General features: G+C 51.3%; 14 protein-coding genes. 5 read left to right on the top strand and 9 right to left on the bottom strand.

All coding sequences use genetic code 11. The annotated features are described in order from the left end of the window. Nucleotides 1–39 precede the first annotated feature (39 nt). Nucleotides 40–1,227, bottom strand: a complete 1,188-nt coding sequence (nupC, locus tag AAHF05_RS16110; RefSeq protein WP_028016181.1) for a nucleoside permease NupC — start codon at nucleotides 1,225–1,227, stop codon at nucleotides 40–42. A 351-nt stretch (nucleotides 1,228–1,578) separates the two neighbouring features. On the opposite strand from nupC, the gene AAHF05_RS16105 reads away from it, so the two are divergent. After that, nucleotides 1,579–2,817, top strand: a complete 1,239-nt coding sequence (locus AAHF05_RS16105) for an Nramp family divalent metal transporter (protein WP_128348000.1) — start codon at nucleotides 1,579–1,581, stop codon at nucleotides 2,815–2,817. Between the two features lie 41 nt (nucleotides 2,818–2,858). On the opposite strand, the gene AAHF05_RS16100 is transcribed toward AAHF05_RS16105, so the two are convergent. Together AAHF05_RS16100 and AAHF05_RS16095 are read right to left on the bottom strand one after the other, a co-directional pair. After that, nucleotides 2,859–3,203 (bottom strand): DUF2502 domain-containing protein, encoded by a 345-nt coding sequence (locus tag AAHF05_RS16100; RefSeq protein WP_129324046.1) that lies wholly within the window; start codon nucleotides 3,201–3,203, stop codon nucleotides 2,859–2,861. A 127-nt stretch (nucleotides 3,204–3,330) separates the two neighbouring features. Beyond that, complete coding sequence (locus AAHF05_RS16095) at nucleotides 3,331–4,329, bottom strand: aldo/keto reductase (RefSeq protein ID WP_129324047.1); 999 nt, start codon at nucleotides 4,327–4,329, stop codon at nucleotides 3,331–3,333. A 184-nt stretch (nucleotides 4,330–4,513) separates the two neighbouring features. Here AAHF05_RS16095 and ipdC point away from each other — a divergent pair, with 184 nt between their 5' ends. Further along, on the top strand, nucleotides 4,514–6,172 hold the full coding sequence (ipdC, locus tag AAHF05_RS16090; RefSeq protein WP_129324048.1) for an indolepyruvate decarboxylase: 1,659 nt from the start codon (nucleotides 4,514–4,516) through the stop codon (nucleotides 6,170–6,172). On the opposite strand, the gene AAHF05_RS16085 is transcribed toward ipdC, so the two are convergent. Next, nucleotides 6,173–7,408 carry an ion channel protein gene (locus AAHF05_RS16085; protein WP_129324049.1) on the bottom strand — a complete coding sequence of 412 codons (1,236 nt, stop codon included), beginning with the start codon at nucleotides 7,406–7,408 and terminating at the stop codon, nucleotides 6,173–6,175. A 205-nt stretch (nucleotides 7,409–7,613) separates the two neighbouring features. Between AAHF05_RS16085 and glk the strand changes: the two genes are divergently transcribed. Beyond that, the gene (gene glk, locus AAHF05_RS16080) at nucleotides 7,614–8,579 is read left to right on the top strand and encodes a glucokinase (RefSeq protein ID WP_028016187.1); all 966 of its coding nucleotides are present in this window, start codon (nucleotides 7,614–7,616) and stop codon (nucleotides 8,577–8,579) included. Nucleotides 8,580–8,611: 32 nt separating this feature from the next. Here the strand turns inward: glk and AAHF05_RS16075 are convergent, their stop codons facing one another. Further along, nucleotides 8,612–9,343, bottom strand: coding sequence for a LytTR family DNA-binding domain-containing protein (locus AAHF05_RS16075; protein WP_129324050.1), 732 nt, complete (start codon nucleotides 9,341–9,343; stop codon nucleotides 8,612–8,614). Nucleotides 9,344–9,346: 3 nt separating this feature from the next. Further along, entirely contained in the window at nucleotides 9,347–11,053 is a 1,707-nt protein-coding gene (locus AAHF05_RS16070) for a sensor histidine kinase (RefSeq protein ID WP_129324051.1), read from the bottom strand. A 386-nt stretch (nucleotides 11,054–11,439) separates the two neighbouring features. Here AAHF05_RS16070 and alaC point away from each other — a divergent pair, with 386 nt between their 5' ends. After that, a complete protein-coding gene (gene alaC, locus AAHF05_RS16065) occupies nucleotides 11,440–12,678 on the top strand; it encodes an alanine transaminase (protein ID WP_049007114.1) in 1,239 nt (412 codons plus the stop codon). A gap of 52 nt (nucleotides 12,679–12,730) precedes the next feature. Here alaC and ypdK read toward each other — a convergent pair whose 3' ends face one another. Beyond that, nucleotides 12,731–12,802 (bottom strand): membrane protein YpdK, encoded by a 72-nt coding sequence (gene ypdK / locus AAHF05_RS16060; RefSeq protein WP_099458937.1) that lies wholly within the window; start codon nucleotides 12,800–12,802, stop codon nucleotides 12,731–12,733. A gap of 356 nt (nucleotides 12,803–13,158) precedes the next feature. Beyond that, nucleotides 13,159–14,079 carry a kdo(2)-lipid IV(A) palmitoleoyltransferase gene (gene lpxP, locus AAHF05_RS16055; RefSeq protein WP_028016191.1) on the bottom strand — a complete coding sequence of 307 codons (921 nt, stop codon included), beginning with the start codon at nucleotides 14,077–14,079 and terminating at the stop codon, nucleotides 13,159–13,161. 331 nt (nucleotides 14,080–14,410) lie between these two features. Here lpxP and AAHF05_RS16050 point away from each other — a divergent pair, with 331 nt between their 5' ends. Then, nucleotides 14,411–15,040: a helix-turn-helix domain-containing protein gene (locus tag AAHF05_RS16050; RefSeq protein ID WP_129324052.1), complete on the top strand. Its 630-nt coding sequence runs from the start codon at nucleotides 14,411–14,413 to the stop codon at nucleotides 15,038–15,040. Nucleotides 15,041–15,601: 561 nt separating this feature from the next. Here AAHF05_RS16050 and AAHF05_RS16045 read toward each other — a convergent pair. After that, entirely contained in the window at nucleotides 15,602–16,225 is a 624-nt protein-coding gene (locus tag AAHF05_RS16045; protein WP_241697892.1) for an AraC family transcriptional regulator, read from the bottom strand. Nucleotides 16,226–16,373 lie beyond the last annotated feature (148 nt).

Raw genomic sequence — 16,373 nt, 5'->3', positions numbered from 1 at the left:
CGGGAGCCAGGCTCCCGGTTTGTGTTTTAACAGTAAACCTTACAGTACCAGTGCTGCGATAGAAGCAGACAGGACGCTTACCAGCGTAGAGCCGTAAACCAGTTTCAGGCCAAAGCGAGAAACCACGTTACCCTGTTCTTCGTTCAGACCTTTAATCGCACCGGCGATAATACCGATGGATGAGAAGTTAGCGAAGGAAACCAGGAACACGGACAGAATGCCTTCCGCGCGTGGAGAAAGGGTGCTGGCAATCTTCTGCAGATCCATCATCGCAACGAATTCGTTAGACACCAGTTTAGTCGCCATAATACTGCCCACCTGCAGTGCTTCGTGAGCCGGAACACCCATCACCCATGCAATAGGGTAGAAGATGTAGCCCAGAATACCCTGGAAGGAGATGCCCAGAACCGCAGCGAACAGGGCGTTCAGGCCAGAAATCAGGGCAATGAAGCCGATCAGCATGGCGGCAACGATAATCGCCACTTTGAAACCTGCCAGAATGTACTCACCCAGCATTTCGAAGAAGCTCTGACCTTCGTGCAGGTTTGACATCTGGATGTTCTCTTCGCTGGCATCAACGCGGTACGGGTTGATCAGTGACAGAACGATAAAGGTGCTGAACATGTTCAGAACCAGTGCAGCAACCACGTATTTTGGCTCCAGCATGGTCATATACGCGCCCACGATAGACATGGAAACGGTAGACATTGCGGTTGCCGCCATGGTGTACATGCGGTTGCGGGACATCTTACCGAGAATATCTTTATACGCGATGAAGTTCTCAGACTGACCAAGGATCAGGGAACTGACGGCGTTGAATGATTCCAGCTTACCCATACCGTTTACTTTGGATAACAGGAAACCAATTCCACGAATAATAAACGGCAGAACACGGATGTGCTGCAGAATACCGATCAGCGCAGAGATGAAGACGATTGGGCACAGCACCTTCAGGAAGAAGAACGCCAGACCTTCGTCGTTCATTTTACCGAAGACGAAGTTTGTCCCTTCGTTGGCAAACCCGAGCAGTTTTTCGAACATTTCGGAGAAGCCTTTTACGAAGCCAAGCCCCACGTTGGAGTTCAGGAAGAACCAGGCGAGTAAAACTTCAATGACCAGCAGTTGGACAACATAACGAATACGAATTTTTTTGCGGTCTGTGCTGACCAGCAATGCAAGTGCAGTAACGACAACAAGTGCCAGGACAAAATGAAGGACGCGGTCCATATTTGCTCCAAATTTGAGGCAGGTTTAATTTTCTTGCACATTCTATGTAACGAAGGAAAAGAAAACGAGATCAAGGGCACACTATAGTTACATCCTGTGACGAGTCTCAAAATTAGTGATCCACAATACATTTTTGTTATGTTAGGTAAATGAGTGAAAAGTTAAGTTTGTGTGCTAGTCTTCACAAAAGAGCGCGCGATTTCAGTTTTTGTCAGGTCGCCCTCAGCTTACCCGCCTGTCTATCGTCCAAAGCTATCAGAGAAATCACTGTAAACTTCACAAATGATCTTGATAATCATTCTCATTTTGATAGCATTAAACATAGCAAAGGCTATATTTTCAGAGGCAGAAATGACAAACAGTCGCGTAGAGGGTAGCAGTGGCAGAGCAGCGCGCAAGTTGCGGTTCGCATTAATGGGACCTGCGTTCATTGCTGCCATTGGCTATATCGATCCGGGCAATTTTGCGACCAATATTCAGGCCGGGGCGAGCTTTGGCTATAAACTGCTGTGGGTGGTCGTCTGGGCTAACCTGATGGCGATGCTGATTCAGATGCTCTCCGCAAAGCTTGGGATTGCCACGGGTAAAAACCTGGCTGAGCAAATTCGTGACCATTACCCGCGCCCGGCGGTCTGGCTCTACTGGGTTCAGGCCGAAATCATCGCCATGGCGACCGATCTCGCTGAATTTATCGGTGCGGCGATCGGCTTTAAATTGATTCTGGGTGTGTCGCTGTTGCAGGGGGCGGTACTGACCGGGATCGCCACCTTCCTGATTTTGATGTTACAGCGTCGGGGGCAAAAACCGCTGGAGAAAGTTATTGGCGGTCTGCTGTTGTTTGTCGCTGCGGCCTATATTGTCGAGCTGATTTTCTCACAACCCAATCTGGCTCAGCTCGGTAAAGGGATGGTGATCCCAAGTCTGCCAACCTCTGAAGCCGTATTTCTGGCCGCCGGTGTGCTGGGGGCGACCATCATGCCGCATGTCATTTATCTGCACTCTTCGCTGACTCAGCACCTCCACGGCGGCACGCGTAAAGAACGTTACTCTGCGACCAAATGGGATGTGGCTATCGCCATGACAATTGCTGGTTTTGTGAATCTGGCGATGATGGCGACTGCCGCGGCCGCTTTCCACTTTAACGGGCACACCGGGATTGCCGATCTCGATCAGGCTTATCTCACACTGGAGCCGTTACTGAGCCATGCTGCTGCCACGATATTTGGTCTGAGTCTGGTGGCCGCTGGTCTCTCATCTACGGTTGTGGGGACGCTGGCAGGGCAGGTGGTCATGCAGGGGTTTGTTCGTTTCCATATTCCACTGTGGGTGCGCCGCTCTGTCACGATGCTGCCGTCATTTATCGTGATTCTGATGGGGCTCGATCCAACGAGGATCCTGGTCATGAGTCAGGTTTTGTTGAGTTTTGGTATCGCGCTGGCGCTGGTGCCGCTGCTGATCTTTACCAGCAATAAAACCCTGATGGGCGACCTGGTTAACACAACGCTGGTCAAAAGAACCGGCTGGGCCATAGTCGTGGTGGTGGTGGCGCTGAACCTGTGGTTGTTGATTGGAACAGTGTTAGGTCTGTAAGGTTTAATAAAGAAAAAGGAGCCGTGAGGCTCCTTTTTGCATTAATGGTGGCCATGGCCATGGCCGTGACCTTTACCGCGACCCCAGCCGCCACGGTGGTCGTCACGATCGTTCCAGCCTTCACGGTAACCGCGCTCATAGGCATTATCTTTATACCAGCCACGGTGTCTGCCGTTATCATGTTTCCACCAGCGATCTCCACGCCACTCATAATGACGATGCCAGTAGTCACGGTCGCGCCAATAGCCGCCGTCCCAGTATCTGCCGTAATCGTCACGATCGCCAATTTGTAATTTTACGGATGGCAACAGGGTGATTTCGCCCGCAGTGGCGATCAGCGGGGCCGAAGCCAGTAATACCGCTGCAAGAATCAGTGACCTGAACATACTCTTTCTCCTTCACGATCGGGGCCTTCGTTGGGCCTGTTAACTCAATATTACGAGTTGGTAAAGCCTCGTTTCATCGCCTGAACTCCGAATTCATGAATGAGAGCACTTTTTGCTAAAAGCGCTTTTAATTTGAACTGCCAAGGATCCCTTCAATTATGTTCAGTTCTTCATCTGAAAAATGGCGGTTTTCCAGCATGCCCACGGCGTCATCAATCTGGGCGGCCTTGCTTGCCCCAATAAGTACAGATGTCACCGATTCATGGCGTAAGATCCAGGCCAGCGCCATCTGAGACAGCTTCTGGCTGCGGCTTTCCGCCAGAGCGTTCAGTTTTCTGACCTTAACCAGCTTCTCTTCAGTGATCTGGTCAGGATTAAGGAATTTACTGCCACTCGCCGCACGTGAGTCTGCAGGTATACCGTTTAGATAGCGGTTGGTTAGTTGACCTCCTGCCAGTGGCGAGAAGGGAATACACCCGACCCCTTTTTCCAGCAGTACATCCAGCAAACCCTCTTCCGGCGCGCGTTCAAACATAGAGTATTTCGGCTGGTGGATCAGGCAGGGCGTACCAAGGTCTTCAAGGATATCTATTGCTTTACGAGCCAGTTCAGCGGGATAGTTGGATAACCCGACATACAGCGCTTTTCCCTGACGCACGACATGGTCAAGCGCTTTCATTGTTTCATGCAGCGGCGTGAGTGGGTCAGGACGATGATGGTAGAAGATATCAACATACTCCAGTCCCATACGTTTCAGGCTTTGATCCAGGCTTGCCAGCAGATATTTGCGTGACCCCCAGTCACCGTAAGGGCCTTCCCACATGGTATAGCCCGCTTTGGTTGAGATGATCAATTCGTCGCGCCATGGCAGGAATTCCTCCTGCAAAATACGTCCGAAATTACGTTCAGCCGATCCCGGGGGCGGGCCATAGTTATTAGCAAGATCGAAATGTGTGATGCCCAGATCGAAGGCGCGCTGTAAAAGTTGACGGCTGTTTTCGATAAGCGTGGCGTCACCGAAGTTATGCCAAAGCCCAAGGGAGATGGCTGGCAATTTCAGGCCGCTCTGTCCACAGCGACGGTACTGCATTGTCTGATAACGATTTTTGTCCGGCTGATAACCCATTCTCATGACCTCTGGCGCTGAAAAGAAAAATCCGTGTATGCGTTTACACTACCGTGAAGAAAAGGAGAATAACGCAGCCATTTTTGTAAAGCATTCTTTCCATGCTCTTCTTGCTGCCAATTCTGGACAGCCATCACGCTTCTTTAATACTCAAAGTGAGGTCAACATAAGAAGGATACCTGTCATGCGTACCCCATACTGCGTCGCCGATTACCTGCTGGACCGTCTTACAGATTGTGGAGCCGATCATCTGTTTGGCGTGCCGGGCGACTATAACCTGCAGTTTCTCGACCATGTGATAGACAGCCCGGATATCTGTTGGGTGGGCTGTGCCAACGAGTTAAATGCATCTTATGCCGCTGACGGATACGCCCGATGTAAGGGTTTTGCCGCGCTGCTGACGACATTCGGCGTTGGAGAATTAAGTGCCATGAACGGTATCGCTGGCAGCTATGCTGAGCACGTGCCGGTACTACATATTGTGGGGGCGCCGGGTACGGCGTCGCAGCAAAGAGGGGAGTTGCTGCATCATACATTGGGTGATGGCGAGTTTCGTCATTTTTACCATATGAGCGAACCGATCACTGTCGCACAGGCGATCCTGACCGAACAAAATGCCTGTTATGAGATAGACCGGGTGCTGACCACGATGCTCCGTGAACGCCGTCCCGGCTACCTGATGTTGCCTGCCGATGTGGCAAAAAAAGCGGCTACACCCCCTGTAAACGCTCTCACCCTAAAGCATGCTCATGCAGATAGTGCGTGCCTGAAGGCGTTTCGCGATGCTGCAGAGAGTAAGCTGGCCAGAAGCAAGCGTACTGCACTCCTGGCGGATTTCCTGGTCCTGCGTCATGGCCTTAAACATGCATTACAAAAATGGGTGAAGGACGTACCGATGGCGCATGCCACCATGCTGATGGGCAAAGGCATATTCGATGAACGTCACACTGGTTTTTACGGCACGTACAGTGGTTCAGCCAGCGCCGGCGCGGTAAAAGAGGCGATTGAAGGGGCGGACACGGTATTGTGCATCGGCACGCGTTTTACCGATACCCTGACGGCGGGGTTCACCCATCAGTTAACCCCGGCGCAAACGATAGAAGTCCAGCCTCATGCCGCTCGCGTCGGCGATATCTGGTTTACCGGTATTCCGATGCTTCAGGCGATTGAGACGCTGGTGGAGCTGTGCAAACAGCACGTGCACGATAAGCCTGTACCGTCTTCTCATGGTGCAATGGCCTTCCCGCAGCCAGATGGCTCACTTACCCAGGACAATTTCTGGAGAACGTTGCAGACGTTCATTCGCCCGGGAGATATCATTCTTGCGGATCAGGGCACCTCGGCCTTCGGCGCGATTGACCTTCGTCTACCGGCAGACGTGAATTTTATCGTCCAGCCGCTATGGGGGTCGATTGGTTATACGCTGGCGGCAGCATTCGGTGCGCAAACGGCATGTCCGAACCGGCGCGTGATTGTTCTGACAGGGGATGGTGCGGCTCAGCTGACTATTCAGGAGCTTGGATCGATGTTGCGTGATAAACAGCACCCCATCATCCTTGTGCTTAACAATGAAGGATATACGGTTGAACGAGCAATCCACGGGCCGGAACAGCGGTACAACGACATTGCGTTGTGGAACTGGACGCAAATTCCACAGGCACTGAGCCTTGATCCTCAGGCTCAGTGCTGGCGGGTCAGTGAAGCGGAACAGCTGGTGGACGTGCTTGAAAAAGTGGCCCACCACGAGCGGCTCTCGCTGATTGAGGTGATGCTGCCGAAAGCAGACATCCCGCCGCTGCTGGGGGCCATTACTAAAGCGCTGGAAGCGCGTAATAGCGCCTGATTACTTATCGTTACGCCATGCCATCATCATGGGTTTGCCCGCCAGCAGGAGCCAGGCGGGCAACATCACGATGCAGAGCAGGGGGAAAAGCGTCGAATCCGGCACGACGACTGCCGCCATAAACAAACTTAACCACGCGTCGCGCGTGACCACCAGAACCAGCCCCAGAATCGAACAGGATACGGTAATGGCCGCCGGGACGGCATCCACATGCCCGTGCAGCATCAGCCCCAGCGCCACACCCACAAACACCGCCGGGAAAATACGCCCACCGCGAAAACCACAGGCTGAAGCCACTACCAGCGCCGCCAGTTTGATCACCGCAAACAGCAGATAATCTGAAACGCTAAACACCTGACTGAAGGCCAGTTGCTGCATCTCATCCAGACCTTTGAACAACGTCACCGCCCCGCCGATGGCCCCTAAAATACCAAGGATGAAACCACCCACTCCCAGAATGAATACCGGGTGCTTAAGCTTATGCATCAGCCGGTGAAGACGCGGAAGACACCATACCGCCACCATTCCCAGCGCAATGGCGATGGCGGCGACGATGGCACCGCTGAAGATATCGGCTATCTGCATCTGGCCATAGTGGGGAAGGGTGAGTGAAAAATGGGGATGGAAAAACAGGCTGGTCGTCAATGCGCCGGCAGCAGCGGCCATCAGCGGCGCAAAGAGTTTATCCCACAGCGGGACATCGTTGTTGCTGCTGAGCGTCTGCGAAAAGATCAGTGCGGCGGCAACGGGCGTGCCAAAAAGCGCTCCGATGGTGCCTGCGGAGGCAAGGATAGTCCAGTCCAGTGCGCCAATACGGGGCAAAATGCGTGCACCGAGGAAAACTGCCAGTCCGATGTTAACCGCCATGATCGGATGTTCCGGCCCAAGACTGACACCGCCCGCCAGACCCAGAATCAACGCGATGATCAACCCCGGCAGCGCCGAAGGGGGAACCGGAGCACCGATCAAGGGTTCCTGAGCCGGGTCGGGCCCGGCATGTCCGGGACTGAAACGGATCACCAGCCCCACCGCAATACCGGTTAACGTCAGCATCAAAATAACCCATGCAGGAGAATCAACGTTGACCCCCAGCTTTGCAGGAAGCGCTGCCCATAACATCGTTTGCAGCACCGACGCGACTTTCATCACGACAATGAGTACCAGACTTGAGGCAACGCCAATAATTAACGCCGGAATTGCCAGCAGGAGCATGGTTCTGGCTCGCGGGTGGAGCATGATGATTTCCTTGTACAAAACGGTATTACGTTACTTTGCACAATCAGCTTTATGGCAATAATGCAAAAGGTGCTGAAACGGTAAAGTTATTCTGTGACGAAGATCGACAATCCTGGGGTAGCTGCCTTCAGGTCGTTGTTGTTATCCAGCCTTGAATTTACAGTGTCCCAAAGATTTATTCTGACTTTAGCGGAGCAGTAGAAGAATGACAAAGTATGCTTTAGTAGGTGATGTGGGTGGGACTAACGCACGTCTTGCTCTCTGCGATGTAAACACGGGGGAGATTTCTCAAGCGAAAACCTACTCAGGGCTGGATTACCCAAGCCTTGAGGCCGTTGTCCGCGTCTATCTGGAAGAGCATCAGGTGAGCGTCGAAGATGGCTGCATTGCCATTGCCTGCCCGATAACGGGTGACTGGGTTGCGATGACCAACCATACCTGGGCATTTTCCATCGCGGAGATGAAAAAAAATCTTCGTTTTGCGCATCTTGAAATCATCAATGATTTCACTGCGGTTTCGATGGCGATCCCGATGCTGAAGCCTGAGCATCTGATTCAGTTTGGCGGTGCGGAGCCAGTCGAAGGCAAACCGATAGCCGTCTATGGCGCAGGAACCGGTCTGGGGGTATCGCATCTGGTGCACGTTGCTCAGCGCTGGGTAAGCCTGCCGGGCGAGGGGGGGCACGTTGACTTTGCGCCAAACAGCGAAGAAGAGGGCATTATCCTTGAAGAGTTGCGCGCAGAGATTGGACACGTCTCCGCTGAGCGCGTCCTTTCCGGCCCCGGGCTGGTCAACCTGTACCGTGCGATTGTGAAATCGGACGGTCGTCTGCCGGAAAACCTGCAGCCGAAAGACGTGACCGAACGTGCGCTGGCGGACAGCTGCATTGACTGCCGCCGTGCACTGTCGCTGTTCTGCGTGATCATGGGTCGTTTCGGCGGCAACCTGGCACTGACGTTGGGCACATTCGGTGGTGTTTATATTGCGGGCGGGATCGTGCCGCGTTTCCTCGATTTCTTTAAAGCCTCTGGTTTCCGCGGTGGGTTTGAAGATAAAGGGCGTTTCAGAAGCTACGTGCAGGACATCCCTGTCTACCTCATCGTGCACGATAACCCTGGTCTTCTTGGCTCGGGAGCCCATCTGCGTCAGGTTCTCGGTCAAATCCTTTGACGACATTGCCCTCTCCTGCGTGAGGGGGTGCTTTACAGATGCATCAACTGACGAAACTCTTTCACCTTGCTGCGGCTCACCGGCACCTGAAAATCCAGATCCTTCAGACGCAAAATGTAGGTGTTGTTAAACCAGGGTTCGATCTCGCGGATCTTATTTAAATTCACGCAGAACGAACGGTGACAGCGGAAAAAGTGTGCCGCAGGCAGCTTGCTGCAGAACTCGGTGATGTTCATCGCCATCACATAAGATTCTCGACGCGTATAGACAAACGTCATCTTTTCATGCGCTTCGGCGTAATAAATATCGTTGACTGGCGTCACAATGATACGTTCATCTTTGACCAGATTAATGGTGTCGTTTTCCCGCACCGTTGGGGTGGCGCTAGCGGGAGCAGTCTGCTGCTGCCATGCGGCTTCCAGCTTTTGCAGCATGCTGATAATACGCGACTCCTGGTAAGGCTTAAGAATATAGTCAAATGCCTCCAGCTCGAAGGCCTCCACGGCGTGCTCTTTCCAGGCGGTGACGAAAACAATGAACGGCTTATGGGCAAACTGATTGATGTTTTGTGCCAGCAATACGCCATCCAGCGACGGAATATTGATATCCAGAAAAATAGCGTCGACCCGGTTGTGCTGCAGAAACTTCAGCACGTCCAGACCATCGTCAAAGGTACCCACAATCTCCATCTGGCTGTGGGTGTTGATAAGCCAGGTTAGCTCCTGTTGAGCCAGAATTTCATCTTCTACGATGATGACTTTCATTGGTCACTCCACCTGGGGTAACAGGGATGTTGCCGCATGAACGGAAGAACGTTCATTCGGAACGTAAAAAGCGATTTCGGTCCCCGGCTCAAGACGATGAATATGCAGCCCGTCGCCGTAGAGCAGCTTGACCCGATGGTGTACGTTCAGCAGCCCGATTTTATTCCCGGGCATCTCGTTAGACTCCACGCGCTCAATCACTTTAGGATCAATCCCGTGTCCGGTGTCGCGCACGGCAATCCGCACCCGGTTGCCGCTTTCGGTGACGCTGATGGTGACGACGCCTTTGCCTTTACAGGGCTGAATACCGTGAACAATCGCATTTTCGACCAGCGGCTGGATAAGCAGGCTCGGGATCACGCAGTTAACCTCTTCGTCAATATCGTAAATAACCGTGAGTTTGTCGCCAAAGCGCGCCTGCTCAATCGCGATGTAGTCTTTAATCTGGTATAGCTCTTTTTTGATGTCGATCTGCTCGTCATCTTTCAGCTCGATGTTGTAGCGCAAATAGCGAGACAGATTGAAAATCAGCTGACGCGCGGTGTCCGGATTAAGACGAATGGACGAGGAAATCGCGTTCAGCGCGTTAAACAGGAAATGGGGATTGATTTTGCTCTGCAGTGCGCGCAGCTCTGCCTTATTTGCCATTTCACGCAGCTGCTCCGCCCGGGACACTTCCAGCTGAGTGGAGATAATCTGCGACAGGCCGATGGCCATCTCCTGAAGTGAGGAGGTGATCTGATGCGCGTGGCAGTAATAAATTTTCAGCGTGCCCGTCACGACGCCTTTTTCCCATAACGGGATCACCAGCATGGAGTGGATTTCCGGCGTCCGGTGGGCTTCGTCATTGTTTTTGATAATGATTTTGCCGTAGTTAATCGCCTGTCTGGTGGTCGGGCTGATGGTGTCGTCGTTGTCGTGGTAGTTGTGCTCCCCAACACCGACATAGGCTAGCACGTGGTCGATGTTGGTAATGGCGACCGCATCGGCGTGAATATCGTGGCGGATAATCTCGCAGACCTGACGCAATGATTCCGCGTTAACGTGGCGGAAAAGCGGCAGGGTCTTGTTGGCAATATCGAGCGCCAGTTTGGCCTGACGGGCAGCACTGGCCTCCTTTTCCCCTTCGACACTTTGCACCAGCAGCACGATAAAACCGATACAGACGCTGCCCAGGATCATTGGAATACCGATTTTCGAGACGATATCCAGCCCCAGAGCGGTGGTGGGAGCCCACACCACGACCAGGATCATGGTGAGCGTTTCGCACACCATGCCCGCCACGATCCCGGCGCGCCAGCGCTGTTTTTTCGGGATCTTGCGGTTAATCCACCCGGAAAGCACCCCGGCAATAATGCTGGTAATAAAGCACGGTACAGCCGTCACGCCACCGATATCAATCAGATAGCGATGGGTGCCGGCAATCAGGCCTGTTATGACACCCACCCACGGACCAAACAAAATTCCGCCGGACATGACGGCAATAATCCGCACGTTAACCAGCGACCCCTCAACCGGCACGCCGGACCAGGTGCTGAACAACGCAAACAGCGAAAAGATGGCGGTAACAGCCAGTAGCTCTTTGGGGGAGTGTGCAGACTTGTGCAAAAGCTCGCGAAACAAGCGAATGCGAATAAGGAAGAACAGGCAAATCAGCATTAATGCCGCCCGGTCAAAAACCGCCAACAGCATAGTGAATATTTCGTGCACGAGTGGACCTGGGGTAACGGGAAAGAACCATGATAAAAAACCTGGTGCGTGTTGACCAGCTATCCGTCAGGTTTATCAAATGAGGAAAAACCATAATTTGTAAAGGGGATTGTCAGGCGTGCGCTCACGTGCCCCGATTTTTTATTATCGACGCCTCGTCAGGTAACTGCTTTGATATCATTGTGTTAATAAATGGCTAACAGAAAGCTTAAATACCCTCCGGTGCTTCCGCTTTTTAACGCAGCAGGGTTCCGGTTTTAGCGCGATCGCTTTTTTTTCATTTCCCTCTCGACAGCATGATTTTTTTCAGGTTATTTTCTAAGCACGCCACATGCGTGGCAGCGTCGCTCGGACGGTCCGGGCGCTAACGTTAATCTGAGGAATCTATGGCTGAATTCAGTCCTGAACGCCGTTTTACGCGCATCGATCGTCTCCCCCCTTATGTTTTCAATATCACCGCTGAACTGAAGATGGCTGCACGTCGTCGTGGCGAAGACATCATTGATTTCAGTATGGGGAACCCTGACGGCCCAACTCCACCGCATATTGTTGAGAAACTCTGCACGGTTGCCCAGCGTCCTGATACGCACGGCTACTCAACGTCTCGCGGTATTCCACGGTTACGTCGCGCGATCTCGCGCTGGTATCAGGATCGCTATCAGGTTGATATCGATCCTGAAAGTGAAGCCATTGTGACCATTGGCTCGAAAGAGGGCCTGGCACACCTGATGTTGGCGACGCTGGATCACGGTGATACGGTCCTGGTTCCGAATCCAAGCTACCCGATCCATATCTATGGTGCGGTGATTGCCGGGGCGCAGGTACGTTCTGTGCCGTTGGTGGAAGGTGTCGATTTCTTCAACGAGCTGGAACGTGCGATTCGCGAAAGTTACCCGAAACCGAAGATGATGATCCTCGGTTTCCCGTCGAACCCAACGGCGCAGTGCGTGGAGCTTGATTTCTTCGAGAAAGTTGTAGCCCTGGCTAAGCGTTATGACGTACTGGTGGTTCATGATTTAGCCTATGCGGACATCGTCTACGACGGCTGGAAAGCCCCGTCTATTATGCAGGTTCCGGGCGCGCGCGATGTGGCAGTAGAGTTCTTTACCCTGTCTAAAAGCTACAATATGGCAGGCTGGCGAATTGGCTTTATGGTGGGTAACAAAACGCTGGTGAGTGCACTGGCGCGAATCAAGAGTTACCACGACTACGGCACTTTCACGCCGCTACAGGTCGCGGCTATTGCGGCTCTTGAGGGCGATCAGCAGTGTGTTCATGAGATTGCGGCCCAGTACAAACGTCGTCGCGATGTGCTGGTGAAAGGGTTACATGAAGCGGGCTGGATGGTAGAAATGCCGAAAGCGTCCATGTACGTCTGGGCTAAAATTCCTGAACCGTATGCGGCGATGGGTTCCCTGGAGTTTGCCAAAAAGCTGCTGCAGGATGCAAAGGTGTGTGTGTCACCTGGCATTGGCTTTGGCGACTATGGCGACACCCATGTGCGATTCGCCCTGATTGAAAACAGCGACCGTATTCGTCAGGCAGTGAGGGGCATTAAGAGTATGTTCCGTGCTGACGGGCTGCTTTCATCAAAAAGTATTGCTGAAAATCCCGCGTCATCATGACATAAAAAAACAGGAGCCGATGGCTCCTGTTTTTTTGACTGCATGTTCTTCACTAGATCATCAGGGCAAAGGTTCCGGCCCAGACTAAAACAATCACCGAAATGCCCATAAAGAAATATTTCACGTTTCATCGCTCCGCGTATCTTGTGGTACGCATTAAAAACAGAGTCCACCTGATTATAGAGAGCTGAAATCCGGTCAAAACGGAAAAGAGATTTTCCCGTTACGCCGTCAACTCCAGCTCAGAATTCTGTGCTTTCCTGTTGCCAGACGGCGCTAATGTACGCTTAAAAATGAGGGGTGGCAAGAGGGATTTTCTTAAATAATTTCCGTCACTTACGAGTGTCGTGGAACGGCGACAGTTTGATTTCAGAGTGCAATAAATTCACTTTTAGCGACGCGCAGAAAAACAATTGTCCAGAGTGATTACAGGTGATTGAAAAGGTTAGTTTCCTGGTGAAACTAACCTTCATGAAGGGCTTAAATATAGAGCGAGGCTTCGCCAAGGGGACGCGTTTTGAAACGGCGATGCATCCAGAGGTACTGCTCTGGTGCACGCATGATTTCGGTTTCGATAATTTTATTGATGAACGCTGCCGCTTCGCATTCGTTTTCCGGATAGTTAGCCATTTCAGGGGAGATATGCAGACGATAGCCTGATTTATCTGCTTTCCTTACCATCGTCACGGTCAACATGGCTGCACCAGACAGACGCGAAATGACAAATGTACCGTTGGTCGTTGCAACGTCTTTAACCGCAAAGAAGGGGGCAAAGCTGCTGCCCTTACGACCGTAATCCTGATCGGGTGCAAACCAGACGGCTTCACCTTTCTTCAGGGCACCGACCATACCGCGCAGGTTATTACGGCTGATCATCGCCTTATTGGAACGCATACGACCCCGCGTCTGTACCCATTCCATCAGCGGGCTGTTGTGAGGACGATAGGTTGCCATCATTGGCTGGCAAAGCCCCATCACACGACCACCCAACTCCAGCGACATAAAGTGCACCCCGACAACCATTACCCCACGATTTTGCATCTGGGCACGTTTAAGGTTATCCAGACCTTCCACATCAAACCACTTACGGACGCGTTCATCCGGCCAGAACCAGGCCATGCCGGTTTCAAGCAGTGCCATGCCGATAGATTTGAAGTTTTCAGCGATGAGTTTCTCGCGCTCTTCGGCATTGTACTGTGGGAAGCAAAGCTCGATATTTTTACGCGCGATGGATTCACGTCGTTTCAGGAAATAGCGGGATGCACTCCCCAGTTTAGACCCCAGCAAACGCAGTACGGGGTAGGGAAGCTGAACCATCAGCCAAAGAACGCCAAGACCAAACCATGTAAACCAGTAACGCGGGTGTAAAAACGCACGTTGAAATTGGGATTGAGACAAAATAGTAAAACCTATGTGAAGCCTGTAAAGGTAGCGCAGAGTGTGCGATACGACGTGCCGATAAGACCGTTCTTCAAGGTGATGGTTGCAGGCTTTACCGAACTTTACGGCGTTACCTGGCCACTGCTGATTTGGGTGGGCGGCGTAATGTAGCACCGTTATACGATATGTGCTATTACTCGTTTTTGATTAAAAAAGCGGCAATGAGAAAGGTGGTTGATTTTGTAGTTTTTATCGACAGATTAAAGATGTATCACTTCATTTCTGGAGCATAATTATGGATGCTGATAAAGTCTGTTTTATCGGCTAAAACGTGACTGACAGGAAGAATCGGGTGACTGAACAAATCGATTACCAGATTGAAAAGTACAGGTTTACAGAAGCGAATGAACCTTCCCGACTGACAAAGCAGTGGGATGATGTTTTGAGCGAATGCAGGGAGAGCAAAGCCGGTGCCGAAGAGCGTTTACGTATTGCCTTGCTCAATGTCGATTACGTGACCAGTTTCGAGCTCCCTTTTCGTCTGCTGCTAGTGCGTACACCCCAGCTTATAGCCGGGATACGTAACGAGCTGGAACTCAGCCAGAAAAATGTCATTTTTAACGGTAAACGCTTCGGTTGTGTCTGGAGTGTTAAAACGGATCTCAATGACGTCCCTGATAATTATCAATACCGTCTGTCTACCCGCATACGGCGGATTAGCCCGACCACACACACGGCCGAACCCTTTTTGCAAATTGCCAAAGAAATTAAGCTGCCAGCTGAACGTCTGAAGCGGGCGTTGCTGAGTGGGCTGGACGTTACTGCGCTTGATGCGCTTTTTTGGTTTGGCATCCAACGAATTGCAGCCGAGGTGTCGCGTCTGAGAAAAGCGGGAATGAGGATCGCAACGGATGAAGCATGGGTATTTGAAAATCTGACGGGCACGACCCGTCGTGTACCGGTTTATCGTTACGTCTCATAAATTTATCTTTAGTTAATCTTTATATCTGAAAAACGATTTTTGATACAAAACTCTAGTCGTCATTTATTTGTCCTGACCTGCTCCCCGTTGGGCTTTGGCTATATTTTATATTTTTCTAGTAATCTCCTCTTTTCATTGGAAGACGAATATTTTATTAGTTTTTTAGAAAAAATTATAGCCCTAAAAATAATGATCACCATATACGTAATATAATGTAAAAAATTATTATTATATATAAAAATTATCACTAACAATTGCATTGGATTAAACACGAAGAACTATTTTTAATATTCATATTATAGTCTAAGCTGTAGATATTACCGACATTCAGGGGTGAATTGCGGTAATGCTGCGACGATCTCGCATTGACGACCATATGTTGATTTTCGAAAGTTAGCCCTATACTAAAGCTGAGATGTGTGATTTTTTATTAAATTGAATTAAATTAAATTAAATTAAATTAAATTAAATTAAATTAAATTAAATTTAAAAAATGAGATTTTTTTGAGAAAAAAGTGTGGCTGTGATCTGGTAGGACTGTACAATCGCCTCAATGCCACATTAATACCGTGTAGGTGGTACGCCGAACATGGCACGGAAAGCAAAGGTAAATGAGGCCGGGCTTGAATAGCCAAGCTCCAGCGCGACCTGCGTTACGCTACGGTTGTTTTTTAACATCACCACGGATTCCAGCAAGCGCACGCGTTTTTTCCATTCGCTGAACGCCACCCCGGTCTCCTTTTTGAAACGGCGCGAAAACGTGCGCACCGACATCCCGCTATAGGAGGCCCATTGCTCAATGCTGTGCGCTTCACCCGGCGTTTTTTGGATCTGGCTGCATACCTTTATCAGCAACGGCGATTCTGGCCATGATATCGACAGACCGGCATCCGGCAACTGCCGAAGTAATGAAATCAGTACCTGCACAAGCTGCGCATCTTCGCCTTCACAATCATACTGCTCCGGTACATTCTGCGTCGCGTAGTGGATAAACTCACGCACGAAATCGCTGACCACCACCACTTTGCTGCCGCTGAAGGCAATGGTTGCGAAACCGGCTTCCACATAAAGGCTTTCCAGCAATACGTCGCTACCGGCAAGAATACGGTGCGGCACATGGGCCGGTATCCAGACGCCATAAAGAACAGGAACCACCAGCGTCTTACCTTCAATTTCCACACGCATATTTCCTTTCCGCGCATAGAGAAATTCGGCGAACGGGTGCTCATGTCTGTCCACTCCCGTATCACCAGTCAAAGGGTAGCTGCGAAAGTAAACCGGGCGAGGCAATGTCAACAGTACCGGCGCGGGCTGGCCGCAAATGGGCTGAGGC

It is taken from the genome of Enterobacter adelaidei (assembly GCF_041937165.1).
GTDB lineage: Bacteria > Pseudomonadota > Gammaproteobacteria > Enterobacterales > Enterobacteriaceae > Enterobacter > Enterobacter adelaidei.
This window is presented reverse-complemented; position numbering and strand designations above follow the sequence as displayed.

Excerpts from the sequence above, each read along its gene's own strand:
- nupC (WP_028016181.1), bottom strand. The coding sequence starts at position 1,227 with ATGGACCGCGTCCTTCATTTTGTCCTGGCACTTGTTGTCGTTACTGCA.
- AAHF05_RS16105 (WP_128348000.1), top strand. The coding sequence starts at position 1,579 with ATGACAAACAGTCGCGTAGAGGGTAGCAGTGGCAGAGCAGCGCGCAAG.
- AAHF05_RS16100 (WP_129324046.1), bottom strand. The coding sequence starts at position 3,203 with ATGTTCAGGTCACTGATTCTTGCAGCGGTATTACTGGCTTCGGCCCCG.
- AAHF05_RS16095 (WP_129324047.1), bottom strand. The coding sequence starts at position 4,329 with ATGGGTTATCAGCCGGACAAAAATCGTTATCAGACAATGCAGTACCGT.
- ipdC (WP_129324048.1), top strand. The coding sequence starts at position 4,514 with ATGCGTACCCCATACTGCGTCGCCGATTACCTGCTGGACCGTCTTACA.
- AAHF05_RS16085 (WP_129324049.1), bottom strand. The coding sequence starts at position 7,408 with ATGCTCCACCCGCGAGCCAGAACCATGCTCCTGCTGGCAATTCCGGCG.
- glk (WP_028016187.1), top strand. The coding sequence starts at position 7,614 with ATGACAAAGTATGCTTTAGTAGGTGATGTGGGTGGGACTAACGCACGT.
- AAHF05_RS16075 (WP_129324050.1), bottom strand. The coding sequence starts at position 9,343 with ATGAAAGTCATCATCGTAGAAGATGAAATTCTGGCTCAACAGGAGCTA.
- alaC (WP_049007114.1), top strand. The coding sequence starts at position 11,440 with ATGGCTGAATTCAGTCCTGAACGCCGTTTTACGCGCATCGATCGTCTC.
- AAHF05_RS16045 (WP_241697892.1), bottom strand. The coding sequence starts at position 16,225 with ATGCGTGTGGAAATTGAAGGTAAGACGCTGGTGGTTCCTGTTCTTTAT.